General features: G+C 70.4%; 18 protein-coding genes. 9 read left to right on the top strand and 9 right to left on the bottom strand.

What is annotated here, in order from left to right; all coding sequences use genetic code 11:
• The first annotated feature begins 120 nt into the window (after positions 1-120).
• The 4 genes from J2Z30_RS44145 (at position 121) to J2Z30_RS44130 (ending at position 4,781) form a co-directional block, all read left to right on the top strand.
• Entirely contained in the window at positions 121-1,263 is a 1,143-nt protein-coding gene (locus J2Z30_RS44145) for a 5-(carboxyamino)imidazole ribonucleotide synthase (RefSeq protein WP_078956841.1), read from the top strand.
• Complete coding sequence (gene purE, locus J2Z30_RS44140) at positions 1,260-1,784, top strand: 5-(carboxyamino)imidazole ribonucleotide mutase (RefSeq protein ID WP_044574329.1); 525 nt, start codon at positions 1,260-1,262, stop codon at positions 1,782-1,784. Before J2Z30_RS44145 ends, purE begins: the two co-directional genes overlap by 4 nt.
• Before the next feature lie 158 nt (positions 1,785-1,942).
• Entirely contained in the window at positions 1,943-3,181 is a 1,239-nt protein-coding gene (locus J2Z30_RS44135) for a dipeptidase (RefSeq protein WP_044574331.1), read from the top strand.
• A 172-nt stretch (positions 3,182-3,353) separates the two neighbouring features.
• Entirely contained in the window at positions 3,354-4,781 is a 1,428-nt protein-coding gene (locus tag J2Z30_RS44130) for an alkaline phosphatase family protein (protein WP_044574334.1), read from the top strand.
• Positions 4,782-4,844: 63 nt separating this feature from the next.
• Here J2Z30_RS44130 and J2Z30_RS44125 read toward each other — a convergent pair whose 3' ends face one another.
• Both J2Z30_RS44125 and J2Z30_RS44120 read right to left on the bottom strand, forming a co-directional pair.
• Positions 4,845-5,213: a VOC family protein gene (locus tag J2Z30_RS44125; RefSeq protein WP_044574336.1), complete on the bottom strand. Its 369-nt coding sequence runs from the start codon at positions 5,211-5,213 to the stop codon at positions 4,845-4,847.
• Positions 5,214-5,277: 64 nt separating this feature from the next.
• Positions 5,278-6,618 carry a UDP-glucose dehydrogenase family protein gene (locus tag J2Z30_RS44120; RefSeq protein WP_044574338.1) on the bottom strand — a complete coding sequence of 447 codons (1,341 nt, stop codon included), beginning with the start codon at positions 6,616-6,618 and terminating at the stop codon, positions 5,278-5,280.
• Between the two features lie 165 nt (positions 6,619-6,783).
• Here J2Z30_RS44120 and J2Z30_RS44115 point away from each other — a divergent pair, with 165 nt between their 5' ends.
• Entirely contained in the window at positions 6,784-7,959 is a 1,176-nt protein-coding gene (locus J2Z30_RS44115; protein WP_281062834.1) for an acyl-CoA dehydrogenase, read from the top strand.
• 102 nt (positions 7,960-8,061) lie between these two features.
• Here the strand turns inward: J2Z30_RS44115 and J2Z30_RS44110 are convergent, their stop codons facing one another.
• The gene (locus J2Z30_RS44110) at positions 8,062-9,357 is read right to left on the bottom strand and encodes an LCP family protein (protein WP_209469107.1); all 1,296 of its coding nucleotides are present in this window, start codon (positions 9,355-9,357) and stop codon (positions 8,062-8,064) included.
• A gap of 107 nt (positions 9,358-9,464) precedes the next feature.
• On the opposite strand from J2Z30_RS44110, the gene J2Z30_RS44105 reads away from it, so the two are divergent.
• Complete coding sequence (locus J2Z30_RS44105) at positions 9,465-10,037, top strand: acyl-CoA thioesterase (protein ID WP_107073348.1); 573 nt, start codon at positions 9,465-9,467, stop codon at positions 10,035-10,037.
• A gap of 70 nt (positions 10,038-10,107) precedes the next feature.
• On the opposite strand, the gene J2Z30_RS44100 is transcribed toward J2Z30_RS44105, so the two are convergent.
• Entirely contained in the window at positions 10,108-11,565 is a 1,458-nt protein-coding gene (locus J2Z30_RS44100; protein ID WP_044574348.1) for an LCP family protein, read from the bottom strand.
• A 222-nt stretch (positions 11,566-11,787) separates the two neighbouring features.
• Between J2Z30_RS44100 and J2Z30_RS44095 the strand changes: the two genes are divergently transcribed.
• Entirely contained in the window at positions 11,788-12,804 is a 1,017-nt protein-coding gene (locus J2Z30_RS44095; protein WP_044574352.1) for a glycosyltransferase family 2 protein, read from the top strand.
• A 118-nt stretch (positions 12,805-12,922) separates the two neighbouring features.
• On the opposite strand, the gene J2Z30_RS44090 is transcribed toward J2Z30_RS44095, so the two are convergent.
• From J2Z30_RS44090 to J2Z30_RS44075, 4 genes are all read right to left on the bottom strand, one after another.
• Complete coding sequence (locus J2Z30_RS44090) at positions 12,923-14,386, bottom strand: LCP family protein (protein WP_372453407.1); 1,464 nt, start codon at positions 14,384-14,386, stop codon at positions 12,923-12,925.
• 231 nt (positions 14,387-14,617) lie between these two features.
• Complete coding sequence (locus J2Z30_RS44085) at positions 14,618-16,309, bottom strand: LCP family protein (RefSeq protein WP_044574358.1); 1,692 nt, start codon at positions 16,307-16,309, stop codon at positions 14,618-14,620.
• A gap of 227 nt (positions 16,310-16,536) precedes the next feature.
• Complete coding sequence (locus J2Z30_RS44080) at positions 16,537-17,655, bottom strand: LCP family protein (protein WP_052701529.1); 1,119 nt, start codon at positions 17,653-17,655, stop codon at positions 16,537-16,539.
• 306 nt (positions 17,656-17,961) lie between these two features.
• Complete coding sequence (locus tag J2Z30_RS44075) at positions 17,962-18,714, bottom strand: TIGR03089 family protein (protein WP_044574364.1); 753 nt, start codon at positions 18,712-18,714, stop codon at positions 17,962-17,964.
• Between the two features lie 128 nt (positions 18,715-18,842).
• Here J2Z30_RS44075 and J2Z30_RS44070 point away from each other — a divergent pair, with 128 nt between their 5' ends.
• Both J2Z30_RS44070 and manB read left to right on the top strand, forming a co-directional pair.
• Positions 18,843-20,483, top strand: coding sequence for a peptidoglycan recognition protein family protein (locus tag J2Z30_RS44070; protein ID WP_044574367.1), 1,641 nt, complete (start codon positions 18,843-18,845; stop codon positions 20,481-20,483).
• A gap of 71 nt (positions 20,484-20,554) precedes the next feature.
• Positions 20,555-21,661, top strand: a complete 1,107-nt coding sequence (gene manB, locus J2Z30_RS44065; RefSeq protein ID WP_078956842.1) for a mannose-1-phosphate guanylyltransferase — start codon at positions 20,555-20,557, stop codon at positions 21,659-21,661.
• A 726-nt stretch (positions 21,662-22,387) separates the two neighbouring features.
• Here the strand turns inward: manB and J2Z30_RS44060 are convergent.
• Entirely contained in the window at positions 22,388-23,299 is a 912-nt protein-coding gene (locus tag J2Z30_RS44060; RefSeq protein ID WP_078956843.1) for a DNA-3-methyladenine glycosylase family protein, read from the bottom strand.
• Between the last annotated feature and the right edge of the window lie 214 nt (positions 23,300-23,513).

Below are 23,513 nucleotides of genomic sequence, written 5' to 3'. Positions count from 1 at the left end.
CATGCTAACCAGCGGCCGCGCCCCGCGCCCTTCAGGCCGCGATGCTGGGCCCGGCGGAATATGTGGAGGTTCCTCCAACGCAGGTCAGGGCCGGTCGAACGGGGAAGTTACCCTGGGAGGGTGACATTCCCGGTAGTCGGCATGGTCGGCGGCGGCCAGCTCGCCCGTATGACCCATGAGGCGGGCATCCCCCTCGGTATCAGGTTCAAGCTGCTCAGTGACACCCCCCAGGACTCGGCGGCCCAGGTGGTCAGCGATGTCGTCATCGGCGACTACCGCGACCTGGACACCCTTCGTGCCTTCGCACAGGGCTGTGAGGTGGTCACCTTCGACCACGAACATGTCCCGGCCGAGCATCTGCGCGCCCTGGAAGCGGACGGCGTGGTCATCCGCCCCGGGGTCGAGGCGCTGCTGCACGCCCAGGACAAGGGCGTGATGCGCGAGCGGCTGCGTACGGCCGGTGTGTCGTGCCCCCGCCACCGCATCGTGGCCGACCCCGAGGACGTGGCGCGATTCGCGGAGGAGGAGGGCGACGGATACCCGGTCGTCCTCAAGACGGTGCGCGGTGGCTACGACGGCAAGGGCGTCTGGGTCGTCCGCGGCGTGGCGGAGGCGGCCGAGCCGTTCCGCGCGGGCGTTCCCGTCCTCGCTGAGGAGATGGTCGACTTCGCCCGCGAGCTCGCCGCCAATGTCGTACGGTCCCCGCACGGCCAGGCCGTCGCCTACCCGGTCGTGGAGTCGATCCAGGTGAACGGGGTCTGTGACACCGTGATCGCCCCCGCCCCCGGCCTCTCCGAGGAGCTGTCCGGCCAGGCGCAGGAGATGGCGCTGAAGATCGCCGCCGAGCTCGGGGTGGTCGGCCATCTCGCGGTCGAGCTCTTCGAGACCCGCGACGGCCGGCTGCTGGTCAACGAGCTGGCCATGCGCCCCCACAACTCCGGCCACTGGACCCAGGACGGCGCCGTCACCTCCCAGTTCGCCAACCACATACGCGCCGTGCTCGACCTCCCGCTGGGCGACCCGCGCCCGCGCGCGCGGTGGACGGTGATGACCAATGTGCTCGGCGGCGACTACCCCGACATGTACGGGGCGTATCTGCACTGCATGGCGCGCGACCCGGCGCTCAAGATCCATATGTACGGCAAGGACGTGAAGCCCGGACGCAAGGTCGGCCACGTCAACACCTACGGCGACGACCTGGCCGACGTCCGCGAGCGCGGCCGCCACGCCGCCGACTACCTCCGAGGGACCATCACCGAATGAGCGCTCCTGTGATCGGCATCGTCATGGGCTCCGACTCCGACTGGCCCGTCATGGAAGAAGCGGCCAAGGCCCTCGACGAGTTCGAGGTCCCGTACGAGGTGGATGTCGTCTCGGCACACCGCATGCCCCGCGAGATGGTCGCCTACGGCGAGAACGCGGCGGACCGCGGCCTCAAGGCGATCATCGCCGGCGCGGGCGGCGCCGCCCACCTCCCGGGCATGCTCGCGTCCGTCACCCCGCTGCCGGTCATCGGGGTGCCCGTACCGCTGAAGTACCTCGACGGCATGGACTCCCTGCTGTCGATCGTCCAGATGCCCGCGGGCGTGCCGGTGGCCACCGTCTCCGTGGCCGGAGCCCGCAACGCGGGTCTGCTCGCCACCCGCATCCTGGCCGCGCACGACGCCGGGCTCCAGTCCCGGATGCGCGAGTTCCAGAGCGAACTCAACGCCCAGGCCACGGAGAAGGGCAAGCGCCTGCGGGCGAAGGTGGGCGGGGCGGGTTCGTTCGGCTTCGGCCACTGAACCGTATTCAAGCTCCAGCGGGGTAATTCAAGCCCCTCCGGCGATTGAGGAGCGGGGTCCGGGGGCGGAGCCCGCGGCGGGGGTCCGGGGGCGGAGCCCCCACCCCACACACGCCCACAACACGTGACTTCCGCCGCGCCCCACGCGAAACTACGAGGATGACCGATCACCTCGCGCAAGCCCACGACCTGCTGGCCACTCACCCCATCGTGGACGGCCACAACGACTTCCCCTGGGCCCTGCGCGAGCAGGTCCGCTACGACCTCGACCAGCGCGACATGGCCACCGACCTCACCGCCTACACCCACACAGACCTGTCCCGCCTCCGGGCGGGCGGCGTAGGCGCCCAGTTCTGGTCGGTATTCGTCCGCTCCGACTTCCAGGGCGACACGGCGGTCAGCGCCACCCTCGAACAGATCGATGTCGTCCGCCGGTTCACCGACCGGTACGCGACCGACCTGCGCCCAGCCGTCACCGCCGACGATATGGAGGCGGCCCGGACCGAGGGCCGCATCGCCTCCCTCATGGGCGCCGAGGGCGGCCACAGCATCAACTGCTCCCTGGCCACCCTGCGCACCCTCTACGACCTCGGCGTGCGCTATATGACGCTCACCCACAACGACAACGTCCCCTGGGCCGACTCGGCGACCGACGAACCGAAGGCACACGGCCTCACCCGCTTCGGCGAGGAGGTGGTGCGCGAGATGAACCGCCTGGGCATGCTCGTCGACCTCTCGCATGTCTCGGCCGACACCATGCGGGACGCGCTCCGGGTGACCGAGGCGCCCGTGGTCTTCTCGCACTCCTCCGCGCGCGCCGTCTGCGACCATCCGCGCAACATCCCGGACGATGTGCTGGAGTCGCTGCCCGCCAACGGGGGCGTGGCGATGGCCACCTTCGTGCCCAAGTTCGTGCTACCCGAGGCGGTCGCCTGGACCCGGGAGGCGGACGAGAACATGCGCGCCCACGGGCTGCATCCGCTGGAGATGACGCCCGCCGCGATGAAGGTGCAGCGCGCCTTCGAGGAGGCCAACCCGCGCCCCATGGCCACCGTGTCGACCGTCGCCGACCACCTCGACCACATGCGCGAGGTGGCGGGCATCGACCACATCGGCATCGGTGGCGACTTCGACGGCACCGCCTTCACCCCGGAGGGCCTGGGCGATGTCGCGGGCTATCCGAACCTGGTGGCCGAGCTCCTCGACCGCCGCTGGTCACCGGCCGACCTGGCCAAGCTGACCTGGCAGAACGCGGTCCGTACGCTGCGCGGCGCAGAGGACGCGGCACGCGCGGCACAAACCACACGCGGCCCGTCCATCGCGACGATCGACCAACTGGACGCCGCCGAGCCGGATGCCGCCAAGTCGGACGCCGCCGAGCCGGACGCCGCCGAGTAACTGAACGGCATCGACACCACCTGACACACCAACAGCCCCTTTAGCGGCCCTTGGTGCCTTTGCGATGCCTTGATGCATCGTTCACGTAATGCTCCTCTTCCTCGTTGCCTTGCGGGCGAGACAGTCGAAGCGGTCTGACGATCTCTCACGCGCTCAACGAGAAAGAGGCGTTATGCCCGACTTCACCCGCCGTAGACTCCTCGGTGCCGCCGCCGGCACGCTCGGTGCGGGCGCGGCGGCGTCGCTGCTGCCGCCCAGTGTGCAGCAGGCGATAGCCGCCGGCCCGGCCAAGGGCGGCTCCCTCCACGACATCGAGCACGTCGTCCTGCTGATGCAGGAGAACCGCTCGTTCGACCACTACTTCGGCACCCTCAAGGGGGTCCGCGGCTTCGCCGACCCGGACGCCCTGACCCTCTCCACCGGCAAGTCCGTCTTCTACCAGCCGGACGAGGAGAACCCGGACGGCTATCTGCTCCCGTTCCACCTGGACACCCACTCCACCAGCGCCCAGGCGATCCCCTCCACCAGCCACGCCTGGTCGGTGCAGCACGAGGCGTGGAACAACGGCGCCATGGACAAGTGGCTGCCCGCGCACCGTAAGGCCGACGGCGAGAACGGTCCGTACGTCATGGGCTACCACACCCGTGCGGACATCCCGTTCCAGTTCGCGCTCGCCGAGGCGTTCACCATCTGCGACAACTACTTCTGCTCGGTCTTCGGCCCCACCTGGCCCAACCGGCTGTACTGGATGACGGGCACCATCGACCCGGCCGGCGTCAAGGGCGGCCCGGTCCTGGAGAACAAGGCGCCCAAGCCGTACCGCTGGACGACGTACGCCGAGCGGCTTCAGAACGCCGGGATCAGCTGGAAGGTGTACCAGGAGGAGGACGACTACGGCTGCAACCTCCTGGAGCAGTTCCAGCAGTTCCGGGATGCGGGGCCCGGCGATCCGCTGTACGACCGCGGCATGACCGTCAGCCCCGCCGGGACCTTCGAGGAGGACGCCCGCAACGACCGGCTGCCGACCGTCTCCTGGATCATCCCCACCAGCACCCAGTCCGAGCACCCGGACTATCTGCCCGCCGCCGGCGCCGACTACGTCGCCTCCAAGATCGAGGCGATCGCCTCCAACCCCGAGGTGTGGCGCAAGACCGTCTTCATCCTCAACTACGACGAGAACGACGGGCTGTTCGACCATGTCCCGCCGCCCACTCCCAAGGCCGGGACCGTGGACGAGTTCGTGGGCGGTCTGCCCATCGGCGGCGGCTTCCGGGTGCCCTGCCTGATCGTCTCGCCGTGGACGGTGGGCGGCTGGGCCGCGGGCGAGGCGTTCGACCACACCTCGGTGCTCCGCTTCCTGGAGCGGCTGACCGGCGTCGAGGAGCCCAACATCAGCCGGTGGCGCCGCCGCTCCTTCGGCGACCTCACCTCCGTCTTCGGCTTCTCGCACGCCGCGCCGAAGCCGCCGAGGCTGCCGGATGACACGGCCGAGCAGCTGGAGCAGGCGAAGAAGGACGTCGAGAACCTGCCCAAGCCGACCCTCCCGGGCGCCGGCCAGACCCCGCCGAAGCAGGAGAAGGGCCGCCGCCCCCGCCGTTGAGAGCATCCCTCTCCGCTCCCACCGGACGCCCTCCGGCGGGAGCGGAGGGTTTTCAGGGACGGGTCAGGGATGAATCAGGCAGAAGGGGTGCCCCGCCGGGTCGGCGAAGACGCGGAAGTCCCGCTTCCCGCCCTCGTCGTCGAGGTCCAGCGGCCGGGCCCCCAGCGCCAGCACCCGCTCCTGCGCCGCTGCCATATCGGTCACCCGCAGATCGAAGTGCAGCTGCTGCGACTCCTTCGCCGACGGCCAGCTCGGCGCCACGAACCCGGGCGCCTCCTGGAAGGCCAGCCGTGCCCCGTCGGGCAGGTGGAGATCAACCCAGGGCTTCCCCTCGTTCTTGATCTCACCGCCCAGCACCCGCTGGTAGAAGTGGGCGAGCGCGGTGGGGTCGGGGCAGTCGACGGCGGTGACGATCAACTTGGCGATGGCCATGGCTCCTCCTCGGGTCCCGTCCCGGGTTGACCGAACGGGCCCCGTCAAACGGGAAGCCTTGGTCCTACGCCATCGGGCGCCCGAGCGCCCGGTACGTCCATCCGGCGTCCCGCCAGACGTCGGGGTCCAGCGCGTTGCGCCCGTCGAGGATGCGGCGCTCGGCGACGACCTTGCCGAGGCTCGCCGGGTCCAGCTCGCGGAACTCGCGCCACTCGGTGAGGTGCAGCACCGCATGGGCGCCCTCCGCCGCCGCGGCCGCGGTCGGGGCGTAGGCGAGGGTCGGGAAGAGGGCTCGGGCGTTCTCCATGCCCTTGGGGTCGAAGACGGTCACCTGGGCGCCCTGGAGCTGTATCTGACCGGCCACGTTGAGCGCGGGGGAGTCCCGGACGTCGTCCGAGTCCGGCTTGAAGGTCGCGCCCAGCACCGCGACCCGCTTGCCCAGGAAGGCGCCGCCGACGGCCTCGCGGGCCAGCTCGACCATATGGCCGCGGCGCCGCATGTTGATCGAGTCGACCTCGCGGAGGAAGGTCAGCGCCTGGTCGGCGCCGAGCTCACCGGCGCGCGCCATGAAGGCCCGGATGTCCTTCGGCAGACAGCCGCCGCCGAAGCCGATCCCGGCCCGGAGGAACTTCTTGCCGATCCGCTCGTCGTAGCCGATGGCCTCGGCGAGCTTGACCACGTCGCCGCCCGCGGCCTCGCAGACCTCGGCCATCGCGTTGATGAAGGAGATCTTGGTCGCCAGGAAGGAGTTGGCCGCGACCTTCACCAGCTCGGCGGTCGGGAAGTCGGTCACCACGAAGGGCGAGCCCTCGCCGATGGGCGTCTGGTACACCTCGCGGAGCAGCTTCTCGGCCCGGTCGCCCGCGACGCCGACCACGATCCGGTCCGGGTGCAGGGTGTCCTGGACGGCGAACCCCTCGCGCAGGAACTCCGGGTTCCAGGCGAGCTCCGCGTCCGCCCCCACCGGGGCCAGCTCGGCCAGCCGGGCCGCGAGCAGGTCGGCGCTGCCGACCGGCACCGTGGACTTGCCCACGACCAGCGCGGGGCGGCGCAGATGCGGGGCCAGCGACTCCACCGCGGAGTTCACATAGCTCATGTCACAGGCGTACTCGCCGTGCTTCTGCGGGGTGTTCACGCAGATGAAGTGGATGTCGCCGAACTCCCCGGCCTCCTCGTAGGAGGTGGTGAAGCGCAGCCGCCCGCTGGACCCCTCGATCCCCACGGTGTGGCGCCGCAGCAGCTCCTCGAGCCCGGGTTCGTACATCGGCACCCGGCCCTGGGTGAGCATCGCGATCTTCTCGGGCACGACGTCGAGGCCCAGCACCTCGAAGCCCAGCTCCGCCATGGCCGCTGCGTGGGTGGCGCCGAGGTAGCCGGTGCCGATCACGGTGATCTTGAGGGCCATGCAGTGCTCCAGAACGGTCGATCGCAGATGCGGTGCCTGAGCATAGTCGGGACCGGGGGACGGGCTCAGCCGACTCTGTCAGGTAGCTCACGTATACCTATCGGGGCCTCGCCCCTAGAATTCAGTTACTTAACGGTAGTTAGCGCTCTATGGGGAGTGAGAGGCTTGACGTCCTCGGTGAACGACTTCGACCTGTACCGGCCGTCCGAAGAGCACGACATGCTCCGGGACGCCGTCCGCTCTCTCGCCGAGGCGAAGATAGCCCCGTATGCCGCCGAGGTCGACGAGGAGGCCCGCTTCCCCCAGGAGGCGCTGGACGCCCTGGTCGCGAACGACCTCCACGCGGTGCACGTCCCCGAGTCCTACGGCGGCTCGGGCGCGGACGCGCTGGCCACCGTGATCGTCATCGAGGAGGTCTCCCGCGTCTGCGCCTCCTCCTCCCTGATCCCCGCGGTGAACAAGCTGGGCTCGCTGCCGGTCATCCTCTCCGGCTCCGAGGAGCTGAAGAAGAAGTACCTGGCCCCGCTCGCCAAGGGCGACGCGATGTTCTCGTACTGCCTCTCCGAGCCGGACGCGGGCTCGGACGCGGCCGGGATGAAGACCAAGGCGGTCCGCGACGGCGACTTCTACGTACTCAACGGCGTCAAGCGCTGGATCACCAACGCCGGGGTCTCCGAGTACTACACGGTGATGGCCGTCACCGACCCCGAGAAGCGCTCCAAGGGCATCTCCGCCTTCGTCGTCGAGAAGTCCGACCCGGGCGTCTCCTTCGGCGCCCCGGAGAAGAAGCTCGGCATCAAGGGCTCCCCGACCCGCGAGGTCTACCTCGACAACGTCCGCGTCCCCGCCGACCGGATGATCGGCGCCGAGGGCACCGGCTTCGCCACCGCCATGAAGACCCTCGACCACACCCGGATCACCATCGCCGCCCAGGCCCTCGGCATCGCCCAGGGCGCGCTCGACTACGCCAAGGGGTACGTCCAGGAGCGCAAGCAGTTCGGCAAGCCGATCGGCGACTTCCAGGGCGTCCAGTTCATGCTCGCCGACATGGCGATGAAGCTGGAGGCCGCCCGGCAGCTCACCTACGCGGCGGCGGCCCGGTCCGAGCGGGTGGCACTCGGAGGCGGCAAGGAGGATCTGACCTTCTTCGGCGCCGCGGCCAAGTGCTACGCCTCCGACGCCGCGATGGAGATCACCACGGACGCCGTCCAGCTGCTCGGCGGCTACGGCTACACCCGCGACTACCCGCTCGAGCGGATGATGCGCGATGCCAAGATCACGCAGATCTACGAGGGCACCAACCAGGTCCAGCGCATCGTGATGGCGCGCAACCTTCCGTAGTCCTCCCTTCCGTAGTCTTGTCTTCCCTTCCGTAGCCCTCGAAGACAGAAGACCGCTGCCGGGCCCGACGGGCCCGGCAGCGGTCTTCTGTGGTGGTCCGGATCAGTTGCTGGAGACGGTGACCTTTTCGTCGTTCTTCAGCTCGCCCACCAGCTGCTTGACCTTGGCCATGTCCCACTGCACCGCGCTCCCCTTGGAGGTGGCCAGGCCGGGGTTGGAGATTGGCATGTTCATCTGCTTGCCCTCGCCGCCGGAGACGCTCTTCATCGCGAAGAACATGTCCTTCACGTCCCACAGGCTCATGTCCTTGTCGACGACCAGGTTGTCCAGGCCGGCGCCCATCGTCGGGTAGAGCTTGAACGGGTTCATGATCGTGCTCGGCGAAGCCGCCTTGTTGGCCAGCGCGGACAGGAACTTCTGCTGGTTCTTGGTGCGGTCCAGGTCGCCGCCCGCGAGGCCGTAGCGCTGCCGGACGAAGGCGAGCGCCTGCTGGCCGTTCAGCGTCTGCTTGCCCTTCTTCAGGTCATTGCCGGACTTCTTGTCCTTCATGTCCTGCGGGATGTCGATGTCGACGCCGCCGACGCCGTCCACCAGGTTGGCGAAGCCGTCGAAGCCGATCTCCGCGTAGTGGTCGATCTTCAGACCGGTGTTGTACTCGATCGTGCGGACGAGCAGTCCCGGGCCCTCGGAGGAGAACGAGGCGTTCAGCTTGTTCTGGCTCTGCGGGATCCGCCGGCCGCTCTCCGAGCCGGTGAAGGCCGGGATGGTGACCCAGGAGTCACGCGGGAGGCTGACCATGGTGTTCCCGTTCTCACCGACATGGAGAAGGATCATGGAGTCGGTGCGGCGGCCGTCGGCCGAGCCGGTGTGCAGCTTCTTCTTGTCCTCGTCGGACATGCCCTCGCGGCTGTCCGAACCCACGATCAGGTAGTTGGTGCCCTTGCCGCCGCCCGGCCGGTCCTCGACCTTGCTCAGGTCCACCTCGTTGCGGAGCTTGGAGTCGGCCCAGAGGTAGGTGCCGATGCCGACGGCGAGCAGTAGGACGATCAGGGTGACCAGGCCGATGGTTATCCGGCGCTTCCAGTTCTTCGGCCTCACCGGGCGCGGGCCGGGGCCGCCGGGGCCACCGGGGCCGTTGCCGCCGCCGTAGACCTGACCGGTGTTGTAACCGTCGTCGTAGTCGTCATAGCCCTGGGACGCCTGCTGCCGCGGAACGGTGCCTTGGGGCGAGAGGTCGGGCGGCAGCGGTGGCTCGTCGTACGGCGGCGGCGCGCCCGCACCGGGCGCGCCGCGCCTCACCTGTGGCATGGCACGAGCCCCTTCCGGCTCGGCGCTGCCGCTACCACGTCCGTACCGGCCGCTACCGTCGCCGGACCATCCCTGGGGCCATTCGCTCATGCAATGCAGTGTGCCTGGTCGGGTGGGTCGCATTACAGGGCGGGTGCCGGATCGCGGCAGGGCTGTTGCAGACCTGATAAGAATGTGGTCCGCATAAGGTGGACGACATGACCAAACCGGCCCAGGGTGCGGAACCGGAGCTTCCGGGAAAGCCCACCTCCGCCTCTCGTACCACGCTGTCACACATCATGACCGGCAGTGACACCAATCTCCTCGGGACCGTCCACGGCGGCGTGATCATGAAGCTGGTGGACGACGCCGCCGGAGCGGTCGCCGGCCGCCACTCCGAGGGGCCCGCGGTCACCGCGTCGATGGACGAGATGGCCTTCCTCGAACCGGTCAGAGTCGGCGACCTCGTCCATGTGAAGGCCCAGGTCAACTGGACCGGCCGGTCCTCCATGGAGATCGGGGTGCGGGTGCTCGCCGAGCGGTGGAACGAGTCCACGCCCGCCACCCAGGTCGGCAGCGCCTATCTGGTCTTCGCCGCCGTCGACGCCGACGGCAAGCCCCGGCCCGTGCCCCCGGTCATCCCGGAGAGCGAGCGGGACAAGCGGCGCTGCCAGGAGGCCGAGATCCGCCGGACCCACCGGCTGGCCCGCCGCCGCGCGATCAAGGAGCTCCGCGCCCAGCGCACCGCCGGGCGCGCCGACCACGCCACCGAGGGCGCCGACCGGCCGTGACCCCCGGGGTCAGCGCCGACCGGCCGTGACCCCCCGGGGCGCAGCGCCGACCGGCCGTGACCCCCCAGGGTCAGAGGGAGCGGGTGGCGCCGCCCTCAGGGCAGACGACCTCGTCGCCGGTGACGGTCCCGAACCCGGCGGTGTCGGTCTTCGGCACCTCGACCCGCACCGGCCGTACGCCCTTGTAGTCCCCGCCGATCGTGATCTGCATCACCGCGCCCTGCCCGACCACCGGCTTCAGCCGGGCCCCGGGCAGCGCCGCCGCCAGCGAGCGCACCGAGCGGTCCCAGACGGGGTCGTACGCGATCACCGTGTGCCGGACGTCGGGGGTCGCGGCGTCGGCGGGGGAGCCGGTGGTGGCGAAGCCGGTGGCGTGCAGCGCGCGGTCCGCGCGGCGGGCGAGCCCCGTCGTATTGGTGCCGTTGAGCACATGCACCCGGATCCGGGCCGGGTCCACGTCGACCGGGGTGGCCCGGACACGCTTCGGGCGGTGGGTGACGAGCGGCCGGTCCTCGCGGAGGGTGGTGAAGAGCCGCTCGGCCTTGGCCTGGTTCCAGCGGAGCGTGGAGCCGACCCCCTTCACCGGCACACCGGGCAGCACCACCGGGACCGAGGCGAACTCCGAGGACTCGGGGGTGACCCCGCTCATGGCCCGCCCCAGGGCGACCATGTCCTCCGCGCTGAAGCCGTGGTCGGCACGGACCGAGCCCAGCAGCGCCCCGGCCACCCGGTTGAACCGCACCGGGTTGAGCAGGATGCCCCCGGCGGTGGTCTGGTGGACCACGGCCGCCATGAAGCGCTGCTGCCGCTGGATCCGGCCCAGGTCGGAGGTGCCGTCCACATGCCGGGAGCGGACGTACTGCAGCGCCTGGCCGCCGTTCAGCACATGGGTGCCGGCCGGCAGGTCAAGACCGGTGTGGTCGTCCTTGAGCGGTCGCGCGGTGCAGATCTTCACCCCGCCGAGTACATCGACCGTCTTCATGAAGCTGGTGAAGTCCACCTCGAGGTAGTGGTCGATATGGACGCCGGTCAGATGCTCCACGGTGCGCACGGTCAGGCTCGGCCCGCCCTCGGCGTACGCGGCGTTGAGCTTCCGCGGATGGCTCGGATGGCGCTTGCCGGTGGCGTCGGTGTACGCGGGGATCCTGGCGTACGAGTCGCGGGGCAGGCTGACCGCGCTGACCCGGCGGTGGTCGCCCGACAGATGCATCAGCATGATCGTGTCCGTGCAGCGGCAGGGGGCTCCGCCCAGCCGGTACAGCGCCTTCTCCCGAGGCGTGATCTTCTCCCGTCCGTCCGTGCCGACCACGAGGAAGTTGACGCCCCCGCCGGTGCTCTTCGGCCGGTTGTCCAGGCCGCCGAAGGCGTCCACCCGGTGGATCCCGGAATCGAGCTCCCTGACCAGCAGATGCCCGATGCCGCTGACCGCCAGCACCAGACAGGCGCCGCCCGTGGCCAGCCGCAGCCCCCAGCGCGGGCGGCGGGAGCGGGGGCGCGACGGGCGCGGCGATCGGGCCGGTGCACTCACTGAAGGGGACCTCCGTGAACTTCGGCGGGCTGGGCGGAATCGCCTCACCGTAGGCCCATACGACGATCGACTTGGCGGCCCCACGCCGCCCGTACGGGGCGCTGCCACCCGGGCGGCGCGTTCCGGCGTCCCCCATTCGCGGTAACGTGGCCCGGAAACCGCAGTCTTTTGGGGCTCCCGCCGCCAGTCTCCTGGGGCCCGGCCCCCGAACCCCGAGGTGCCATGCCCCCGCATCAGCTCCCGGCCGTCTCCGTGATCATGCCGGTGCTCAATGAGGAACGCCATCTGCGCAATGCCGTACGGCACATCCTGGAGCAGGAGTACGACGGTGAGACGGAGGTGGTGATCGCGCTCGGCCCGTCCACGGACCGCACCGACGAGATCGCCGCCGAACTGGTGGCGGAGGACCCCCGGGTGCATACGGTCCCCAACCCCACGGGCCGCACCCCCGCCGCCCTGAACGCGGCGATCAAGGCGTCCCGCCATCCGGTGGTGGTCCGGGTCGACGGCCACGGCATGCTCTCGCCCGACTACATCGCGACCGCCGTACGGCTCCTGGAGGAGACCGGCGCGCAGAACGTCGGCGGGCTCATGCACGCAGAGGGCGAGAACGACTGGGAGAAGGCCGTCGCCGCCGCCATGACCTCCAAGATCGGGGTGGGCAACGCGGCCTTCCACACCGGTGGTGAGGCGGCCCCCGCCGAGACCGTCTATCTGGGCGTCTTCCGGCGCGAGGCGCTCGAACAGCAGGGCGGGTACAACGAGGAGTTCATCCGCGCCCAGGACTGGGAGCTGAACTTCCGGATCCGCGAGGCCGGCGGGCTGATCTGGTTCTCGCCCGAGCTGAAGGTCTCCTACCGGCCGCGGCCGAGCGTGCGGGCCCTGGCCAAGCAGTACAAGGACTACGGTCGCTGGCGCCATGTCGTGGCCCGCTTCCACCAGGGCTCGATCAATCTGCGCTATCTCGCCCCGCCGACCGCCGTCGTCGCCATCGCGGCGGGCATCGTGCTGGGCGTGGCCGTCACCCCGTGGGGCTTCGTGATCCCCGGCGGCTATCTGGCCGCGATCGCCGCGGGCTCGCTCCCCGCGGGCAAGGGGCTTCCGGTGACGGCCCGGCTGCGGATCCCGGTGGCGCTCGCGACCATGCACATGTCGTGGGGCTGGGGCTTTCTGACCAGCCCGCGGGCGCTCGCCAAGAAGGTCATCGCCAGCCGCCGCCCGGCGGTCATGGCCCAGTAGCCGCGCCCGTACGCCACGTACGCCACGTACGCCGGAGGGGCCGGACCCGCATCGGGTCCGGCCCCTCCGCATGCCGTGACGGGGCGTCCACGGGAGCGCCTTACGGGGGCAGGGGCCGTCAGAAGGCGTAGCCCGGGTTGACCTTCATACAGCCCTTCTCCTCGCCGTTGAGCGCGTCCGCGCTCTTGGGCGTCTTGTCGCCGTCGTCCGCCGCCGCCGCCTTCGGATAGGCGGTGCCCTCGCGCCAGTCGTTGCCGACCACCAGGGTGATCTCCCGCACCGACTTCGACGACTTCACCGCGGACTTCGGCAGCTTCAGCGCCTTGGCCACGGCCAGGGCGTCGCCCTGCCGGGGCTCGTCCGGGTAGAGGACGGTGGTGTCGGCCTGCGAGATGAGCACCGTGTTCGCGGTGGCCTTGGCGTAGCCCAGCCGCGCCAGCTCGGAGGTGATGACCCCGGCCCGGCCGGAGACCGGCCCCAGGACGGTGCTGGCGGTGCCGTTCTGCACCACCACCGGGGTCTGCTCCTTGGGCGCGGTGGGTGCCGGGGTGGCGTCGGGTTTCTTCTTGTCCTTGCCGTCCAGGCTTATGTCGTTGCGCAGCAGCGAGAAGGTCTGCTCGGCGTCGCCCGGCTTGGGCAGTACGTACTCCCCGCCGCCGCCGTACTCCCAGGGCATGGTGATCATGGTGGTGCGCTTGGTCGGCACCCGCTTGAGGTCATTGCCCAGGTCGTAGAGCTTCTTGACGGTGCCGAGGCCGTGGTCGACGGTCAGCGCGTCGGTGGCGGCCTCCGCGAGGTCCATCAGCTTGCCCGGGTCGCTGAGCTTGGTGCCCGACTTCAGCTGGCGGATCATCGACGTCATATACATGTGCTGGGCCTTGGCCCGCCCGATGTCGCTGTTGTCCTCGAAGCCGTAGCGGGTGCGCAGCCACTGGAGGGCCTGGACGCCCTTGACGTTGTGGGTGCCCTTGGTCAGCTTCAGCCCGGAGCCATGGCCCTTGCTGTCATGGGAGTAGACGTTGTTGTCCACGCACACCGGGACGCCGCCGATGGCGTCCGCCATGGAGACCACCCCGGAGAAGTCGATCATCATGAAGTGATCGATGTAGACGCCGGTGAGCTCCTTCCAGGTGGCGACCGTGCAGCCCGGACCGCCGTGCTGGAGCGACTGGTTGATGGCCCCCTCGGTCTTCGGATACACCGTGCCGTCATGCGGATCGGTGCACCGGGGGATGGTCACCCGGGTGTCGCGCGGGATGCTGACCACCGACATGTTGCCGCGGTCGGCGGAGACGTGCACCAGCATCTGCACATCGCCCAGCGGTTTGCGGTCCGCGTCCTGCTTGGCGCCGCCCAGCTTGACGTTCTCCGCGGTGTTCCGGCTGTCGGAGCCGATGAGCAGGATGTTGAGGGGGGTCTGTCCGTCGGCGTTGGGCTCGGGCTTGCCGATCTTGCTGTCGCCGAGGTCCAGATCCTCCTTCTTCAGATTGCCGTTCAGGTGTTCGTAGTAGAAGTATCCGGCGCCGGCCGCGCCGAGCACCAGCACGGCCAGCGTCAGGGCGGTCCAGCGCAGGATCCGCACCCCGCGGCTCCGCTTCGGCCGCCCCTGACCGCCCCGTCGGTGCCCCGCGCCGTGCGACGCGGGGCCCTCCCCTTTCGGCGGGCTGTCGTCCTCACCGCGCTCACGTGGTTCGGGAACGGTGGCCCGCCGCCCTCTCTCCCCCCGCACACTGCTCTGCCGCATCGGGCCCTCCCCGCAGTCTCTCGGTCGTCCGGCCCGATGGACGAGGGTGGATCCGCTGGCCGGCGACGGTCACTTGGCGCAGACGTCCTTGTCGTCGGCCTCGACCCTCTGAATGTCCTTCGGCGCCTTCGACGGGGCGGAGATCGGTGTGCCGGCGCCCTTGAAGTCCGCGCCCAGCGTCAGGGTCATCTCCGCCATCGGCTCGGCGTCCTTCGTGCCTTCCTTCATGGCGGAGGCGGGCAGCCCCATGCTGTCGGCCAGCCGACGCGCCTGGTCGGCCTGGTTGGGAGCGTACTCCAGCGTCGTCTTCTTCAGTTCTGACGGAGCGTTTCCGCCGTTGCTGGTGCGGGACATCCCCTCGGTGTTCTGCATCCAGTCGACGGTCTCCTGGGCGGCGCCGAACTGTCCGCTGCCGTTGAGCACCTTGACCCGGACGTCGGCGGGATCGGCCTTCGGCCCCTTGAGCCGCTCCGCCTGCTTGTCCTTGGCCGCCTTCTCCTTCTTCTTGACCTCGGTCAGCGAGACGTCCTGCCGGACCATGGAGAACAGCGGCTCGGCCTTGGTCTTGTCGAGCAGCACGGTCGCACCGTCGGTGTTGTCGACGACCGGAACCGTGGCGAAGGTGACGTTCTTGAGATCGACCTTGCTCAGGTTCTTCCCCAGCGAGGCCAGCTTGGAGACGGTGCCGATCCCGGTGTCCACGGTGAGCGCCTTGGTGGCGGTCTGGGCCAGGTCCCACATCTTGCCCGGACTGGAGAGCGTCCCGCTGGACTTCATCTTGCGCATCAGCGAGCTCAGGAACTGCTGCTGGAGCTTGATCCGGTCCAGGTCACCGCCGAAGCCGACGGCGTGCCGGGTCCGGACGAACGCCAGGGCCTGTTCGCCCTTGACCGTATGCCGCCCCTTCTTCAGGTTCAGGTGCGACTTGGGGTCGTTGATGTCCTTGCCGAGGCAGATGTCCACCCCGCCGACCGCCGTGGACATGCTCTTGACCGCGTTGAAGTCGGCCATCATGAAGTGGTCGACCTCCAGCCCGGTGATCTTCTCCACCGTCTGCCAGGTGCAGCCGGGGTCGCGGCCCTCCTGCCCCAGACTGGTGTTGAACCGCACCTCGTCCTCGCCCTGGATCTTCTTCCGCCGGCCGTCTTCCTTCACGGTGCAGTCCGGGATGTCGGTGATCATGTCGCGCGGGAAGCTCAGCACCGTCGCGTTCGACCGGTCCGCGGAGACGTGGAACAGCAGGGTGGTGTCGGCGTGGCCGACGCTACCCGCGTCGCCATAGCCCTCGTTCCCCTTGCCGTCCCGGCGGTCGGTGCCGATCAGCAGGATGTTCATCGGGCCGTCGGAGACCGCGGCGTTGTTCTCGCCGACGTCGACCTTGCTGATGTTGTTGTTCAGGTGCTGATAGACGAAGTACGCCGCGGCCGAACCGCCCACCAGCAGGAAGGCCAGGGTGCCGCTGCCCCAGTAGAGCGCCTTCTTCGTCTTCGACTTCTTCGGCTTCGGCTTGCGACGGCTGACCGGGCCCGTCGCCTTCTCCTTCTCCGCCTCCCGTTTGGCCGCGCGGCGGCGCCCTCTGGGCTCGGAACCGGTGGTGCCGTCATCGCTCGACGATCTGGAGACCCGTCGCAGCTCCGTGGTGTCGTCCGCCGATGTCTCGGCGGGATTCAGCCGCAGCTCGTAGTTGCCCGTATTCGGGTCGAACACCCACTGATCGGCTGGGTCGAAGTCACCCGCCCCGCCAGGGCCTTGCGCGTCCACGGTCGCCTGTGTCCTCCGTCGGTGCCACGCGGCGCCTCCCCCTCAAGGCGCTCCATCTGTCTTCATGCAGTGCGCGGCCACCTCGTAGAGCGCACCGGATCGCTCACACTATCCGTCCAGATCAGCGTCAAGCGACGCCGGTGACAAATTCCACTTCCCTACAACTGGGCAATCTGCCCAATCCTTATCTGATCCTTCACGAATCATGGGCCGCCCTTATGGTCCTTTTACTCGCAGATGCCGCGCGCCGCGGTCGTCCCCTGGTACCCGGTGAGGTCGGCGGCCTTCGGTCCGCCGCCCGCCGAGGCCGTGACGGCGTGGGACACCGGCACCGGCCGATCCAGCCGCAACTGCCGGAACAGGCGGTCGGCATCGGGTTGGACGAGCTCATCGCGGTTCTTGTTGTACGTGTAGGGCTGCCGCGGGATCGTGAGGAAGCGGATCTTGTCCCGGGGGATGTCCCGCACCCCGCGCACCAGAGCGTACAGATCTTTGAGCGAATCCAGGCCCGGATCCGTGGTCAGCGAGGACGTCGCGGCGTTGAGCACCGGATACAGCTTCGCGGGATTGAGCAGCACACCATTGCTCTGCACTTTCTTCACAAGCGAGCTCATGAACTCCTGTTGCCGCCCGATGCGCTCCGTGTCGCTGCCGTCGCCGATGCTGTACCGGGCGCGCACATAGCCGAGGGCCTGCTCGCCGTGGAGGACCTGACGGCCCGCGGGCAGCTTCAGATGCGCGTCGGTGTCGTCCACGGGCTCCTTCAGGCACATCTCCACCCCGCCGACCGCGTTCACCAGCCGCTTGAAGCCGCTGAAGTCCACGATCATGTGGTGGTCGACGCGGATGCCGGTCAGCTTCTCGACGGTGCGGATCGAACAGGCCGCGCCACCGGCTTCGAACGCCCAGTTGAACTGGGCGAACCGGGCCTGGGTGCGCTTTCCGTCCGGCCCCTCGCAGGCCGGGATGTCCACCATCAGGTCGCGCGGGATGGAGACGGCGGTGGCGCTCTTCCCGCCGGCCTGCAGATGCAGCAGGATCGTGGTGTCCGAGCGCTGGGTGCCGGTGTCCTTGCCGTACTTGCCGTTGCCCCTGCCGCCCCGGTTGTCGGAGCCGATCAGCAGGATGTTCTGCGCGTCCCGCACCACCGACACCGGCCGCTCGGCCTCGTACTTCTTCAGCTCGTTCGCGGTCCGGGTATCGGTGCGGATATTGCCGTCGAGGCGCTCGTAGAACCACCACCCCGCCCCGGCGACCGACAGCACCAGCAAGGCCACGCCCAGCGCGAGGACGCGCGGCCAGCGGCGCCTGCGTCTCGGCGCAGGCTCAGAGCTGTCGGTCGTCACGTCCGCGTCCTCCCACCCGTCTTCCGCCCGGGGGGCGGAGCGGCATCGCATGCCGGGATACCGATTAACGGAACAGACATGCGAAGCCCGTACATGGTTGTACGTATCCGTAGATCATCGCGCGGGGTGGGCGGCGCGGCCCGTGGACTCGGCTCTCGGTCCGCCGGACGGGTCAGGGGAGGGATTGAGGCTGGGTTGGGGGCGGCCGTGGTCTCAGGGCGTGGTGGGTGTGGGTGTGGGTGTGAGCTCAGGGCGTGGTGGGTGTGAGTGTGGGTGTGGCGTCAGGAGGTAGTGGCGGCCGTGGTCTCAGGGCGTGGTGGCGGTGACGCGCTCGCTCTCCTTGCGCCCGGCCAGCCCCTTCTCGTCCAGCCGGTCCAGATGGCGGCAGAGCACCACCGAGCCGCCACTGGCCAGGGGCGCGTACAGCCCGTACGACAGCCCCTCCCAGGTGCCGTACGACAGCCCCGACAGGATCCGCGAACCGGGCCCGAGCCCCCGCCCGGCGGCGTCGGCGCCCGCCCGCTCCACCACCTCGGCGCTCGTCAGCTCCACACCGCCGACGGCCAGCGCGGGCGTATACGGGTCCGCGGGGGAGTACGGGGCGAAGCGGTCGCCCTGGCTGGGCACCTCCACGGCGTAGTCCGCGAACCCCTCCGGCAGCTGGGGGAAGCGGCCGCCCAGCGGCTGAAGCGACAGCGCCACCCGCTCCCCGGAGCACTCCCGTGCCTCCTTGAGGCTGTCCGGGCCGCTGACGACGAGGTCGGCGGAGGCCGGGTCGCCCCCGATGTCCACGAGGACCCCGACCGAGGAACAGGCCACCAGCCACACGGCGGTCTGCCAGTGGGCGGGGAGCAGTAGCGCGCATCTGTCGCCGGGCGCGGCGGCGAGATCGTCCTGGAGGAGATTGGCGGTCTTCGCCACCCAATTGGCGAAGGTGGCCACGGAGAGTTCGACGCGTTCGCCCGTGGCGTCGTCGTAGAAGGTCACGAGCGGGCGGGAGGGATCCGCGTCGAGCGCGGATCCCAGCAGGTCGGCGGGGGTGCGATCGGTGGCGTTCACCCGCGCAAGCCTACGCGCCGAAGATGCGGCGCGGATGGGGTCGGTGGGGTCCGGGTCACCGAACGGTCCGCGACGTGCGCGCTCTTCCGAATGGACAGGTTTGTCCCCTTATGTAGACGATTTCAATCATGCGTGCATACCTGGCATCCTCGATCGGCGTCGCGTGCACCGCTGCCCTCGCCCTTCCCCTCGCCCTGCACCCCGGCCCCGCCCACGCCCGGACCGAGCGGACCGTCGCCGCCGGCTCCACGCAGTCGCTGCCGCTGCGCCCGTCGCACTCGCTGCACTCGCTGCACTCGCTCGTGGGCGGCGGACCGGACCGGGGTGTGGCCGCCGGGCGCGGAGACGCCGCGGTCGAGCGGGGCGTCACCGCGTCGGGCGTGCGGCCGTTCTCGCTCGTCGGCGTCGTCTGGGACCGGCCCGCCGCGGAGCTCCGCGGCCGGGTGCAGGTGCGTACCCGTGCGGTCGGGGGCGCGTGGTCGCCGTGGCGCGAGCTGTTGCCGTACGGGGACGAGGCCCCCGACCCGGACTCGCCCGAACTCCGCGGCGCACGGGCCCGCGGTGGCACCGCGCCGCTGTGGGTCGGCGCCTCGGACGCCGTCCAGGCGCGGGTGCGGCCGGAACGGTCGGCGACGGCGGATGCGGGGGCGGGGGGCGCGGGGTCGGCGACGGCGGATGCGGGGTCGGGGGACGCGGGGTCGGCGACGGCGGATTCGGGGTCGGCGACGGCGGACGCGCGGGCGGGGGGCGCGGGGTCGGCGACGGTGGGCGCGGGGTCGGCGGCGCTGCCGTCCGGGCTGCGGCTGGAGCTGGTCGACCCGGGTGAGCCCCCGGCGCCGCCGCCGGGGCCGGGCCGGGCCTCACTCCGCGCGCTTCCCGGGCATCCGGTGCCGACGGCCGGGGGTGGGGCGTCGGCGGGTGCGAGGCCGGGTTCGAGGCCGGGCGCGAAGCCGACGGTGGTGGGTTCGCCGGGACGGCCGTCCTGGGGGGCCTCCGGGTCGTCGCGGCCGTCCGCCAGGCCATCCTTGCCCCCTACGTCGTCCGCGAAGCCGACCCCCGGACCCTCCTCATCCTCCGTATCCACTACCCCGCCGCCCAGCGCGCTCGATGCCGATGCCGACGCCGAGGCCGACGCCGAGGCGGTCAATGCGGGCGCTGCCCGCTACCGCGCGCCGCGGCCCGGCATCGTCACGCGCGCGGGCTGGGGTGCCGACGAGAAGATCCGCGAAACGGGCCATGTCTACAGCAAGACCGTGAAGGTCGCCTTCATCCACCACACCGTGACGGGCAACAACTACAGCTGCTCACAAGCGCCCTCCGTTTTGCGCAGTATCTACCGCTACCACGTGAAGAGCCTGGGATGGCGTGACTACGGCTACAACTTCACCATCGACAAGTGCGGAAAAATCTACGAAGGCCGCTCCGGCGGGGTGACCAAAGCCGTACGCGGGGCGCACACGCTGGGCTTCAACACCAACAGCATGGGCGTCGCCGTCCTCGGCACTTTCACCTCCAAGAAGCCCTCGGCCAAGGCCGTGAAGGCCGTCGCCAAGCTCACCGCGTGGAAACTGGGTCTCTTCAAGCGGAATCCGCGCGGTACGACACATCTGGTGTCGGGCGGCGGCAACAAGTACAAAAAGGGCGCCAACGTAAAGCTCCATGTGATCGCAGGTCACCGCGACGGCTTTGCCACCGAGTGCCCCGGCAAGCGTCTCTACAAGAAGCTCGGTTCGGTGCGGAAGACAGCCGCCCGCCTCCAGGGGCGCTGACCGGGCGCGGTCCGGGGATCTGCATACACTGGCCGCCGACCGGCGAGCCCCAGCAGGAAGCAGAGACGTACGTGACCAATGCGCCAGCAACGCCATCGCCAGAGGCGATCCTCCTGGTCGGCGGCAAGGGAACCCGGTTGCGCCCGATGACGGTGCACACCCCCAAGCCGATGGTCCCGGCGGCCGGCGTTCCGTTTCTGACCCACCAACTCGCCCGCGCCCGCGCCGCCGGGGTCGAGCACATCGTGCTCGCCACGTCCTATCTGGCGGAGGTCTTCGAGCCGTACTTCGGTGACGGCTCCTCGCTCGGTCTGCACCTGGAGTACGTGACGGAGGAGGAACCGCTCGGCACCGGCGGCGCCATCCGCAATGTCGCCTCCCGGCTGCGCTCGGGCCCCGACGACCCGGTGCTCATCTTCAACGGAGACATCCTCACCGGCCTCGACATCCGCGCCCTCGTCGACAACCACCGCACGACGGGCGCCGATGTCTCCCTGCACCTCACCCGGGTCCCGGACCCGCGCGCGTACGGGCTGGTGCCCACGGACGAACGGGGCAGGGTCACCGCCTTCCTGGAGAAGCCGCAGACCCCCGAGGAGATCGTCACCGACCAGATCAACGCGGGCGCGTACGTCTTCAACCGCTCGGTCATCGACACGATCCCCGCCGACCGCCCCGTCTCCGTGGAACGCGAGACCTTCCCCGGTCTGCTGGCGGAGGGCGCCCACCTCCAGGGCATGGTCGACTCCACCTACTGGCTCGACCTGGGCACCCCCCAGGCGTTCGTCCGCGGCTCCGCGGACCTGGTGCTGGGCCGTGCCCCCTCCCCGGCCGTGCCGGGCCGCTGCGGGGACCGCCTCGTCCTGGACAGCGCCTTGGTCGCGGTCGACGCCAAACTGAGCGGCGGCACGGTCATCGGCCGCCAGGCCCGGGTGGGCGCGGGTGCGCGCATCGACGGCAGCACGGTGCTGGAGGGCGCCATCGTGGAGGAGGGCGCCCAGGTCCACGACTCCCTCGTCGGCGCCGGCGCCCGAATCGGCGCCCGCACGGTCCTCCAGGGCGCGGTAGTCGGCGACGGCGCCCTCGTCGGCCCCGACAACGAGCTACGAGACGGCGTCCGGGTGTGGTGCGGAGCCGACATCCCGGCTGGCGCGGTCCGCTTCTCGTCCGACCAGTGACGCCCTGACGGCTAGGGCATGTCCGACGGATCGTGACGCCTGCGGCGGGCTGCTCCCCTCCCCGTCCCTTCCCGAAACTGGGCCCCAGTCCCAGCCCCCGGACCGCCACGCGCCGGAGCCGCAACTCGATCTGCGGGGAGGGGAGGGGAGGGAAAAGATCCGCCGTGCACCCCATAGCCGCCCCCACCCCCCCGGCCACCACCTCAGCCGCCTACGACGGGAACCCAGCCCATTGGCGCGACTTCAGCCGCCTACGACGGGAACCCAGCCCATTGGCGGGACCTCAGTCGGCCCGGCGGGAACGTGGCCCCCGGCGGGACCCAGTCTGCACGGCAGGAACGCGGCCCATTGGCGGGAACTCAGCCCGCCCGGCGGGAACCTGGCCGGTGGGAACTTGACCCCGGCGGGACCCCAGCCTCTCCGGCGTTTGGGAGCGGAAACTCAGCCCCTCCGGCGTTTGAGGAGCGGGGTCCGGGGCGGAGCCCCGCAGCCCCAGCCCCTCCGGCGCTTGAGGAGCGGGGCCGGGGGCGGAGCCTCGCATTCCAGCCCGTCCGGCGCTTGAGGAGCGGGGCCGGGGGCGGAGCCCCGGCGGGGGCCGAGGGGGCGTAGCCCCATCGTTTCGGGAAGGGGCGGGGTGGGGGCTCACCGCCGGAGGCGCCCACGGCCCCGCACCCGGCGACGGCGACGGCGACGGCGACCGCGCCCAAGAGCCCTATCCCCCAGGCCCTACATCCCCCGAAAGTCCCGCACCGCCAAGCGAGGCGCCCGCCGAGGCGGCGTCCGCCCGGACAACAAAATCAGCCGCGCCGCCCGATACCGCTGCCCCGCATAAGGGGCCAAAAGCTCAAGCATCGCCTCATCATCCGCCCCCCGCACCCCCGTAAGCGCATACCCGACAATCCCCGGCAAATGCAGATCACCAACCGTAACGGCATCCGGCATCCCATTACTGCGCTGCAACGTCTCCGCCGCCGTCCAAGGCCCAATACCCGGTATCACCTGCAGCCGGGCCAAGGCAGCGGCAAGGTCCATGGACGTGGCCTCCTCCAGCCGCCGAGCGACCCGCACCGCCCGCAGAATCGTCGAGGAGCGCTTGACGTCCACGCCCGCCCGATGCCACTCCCATGACGGGATCAGCGCCCAGCCCCGCGGATCGGGCATGACCCGCATCCGCATCTCCTCCGCCGGGCCGGGCGCGGGCTCGCCATGGCGTTGGAGCAGCAGCCGCCAGGCCCGGTACGCCTCAACGCCGGTGACCTTCTGCTCCAGGATCGAGGGGATCAGGGATTCCAGGACCAGCCCGGTCCGGATGAGCCGGAGGCCGGGGTGACGCCGGTACGCCTCGTGGACAAGCCGATGGCGGGGCACGAACGCCGACGGATCGTCGTCCGCCCCTAGCAGGGCGGGCAGCCCGTCCAGCAGCCACTCCGCCCCCGGCCCCCAGGCCCGCCCCTCGACGTCCGCGCCCTTGCGCGCGATCCGTAGGGTCCCGGGCCCGGCCGGAGTCCGACTCGCCCGCCAGAACGCGCCGTCCGCGCCGACCTGGAACGCGGGATCCCCGGGCCCTCGCTGCAGCACACCGAGGTTACGCGCGAGATCACAGGGGCCCGGGGGACTCCAGATACGTCTCACACACACGCGGCCACCCTACGACCCACCCCCGCCCGACCGGTTCGGCACCCACCACACACCGGCAGCGCACCCGCCACACCACCGACCGCACACCCCACCCCACAGCACCCAGCCACCCCCATCCACCACCTCAGCCACCCCCGGCCAACCCCAAGGCGCACCCCAGCAACCGCCCCCGCACCCGCACTCCCACTCCGCACAACGCGCGCCCCCAACCCCC

The sequence above is a fragment of the Streptomyces iranensis genome (assembly GCF_017874715.1).
Classification (GTDB): Bacteria; Actinomycetota; Actinomycetes; order Streptomycetales; family Streptomycetaceae; genus Streptomyces; species Streptomyces iranensis.
The sequence above is the reverse complement of the archived record's forward strand: the minus strand, read 5'-3'. Positions and strand labels throughout refer to the sequence as shown.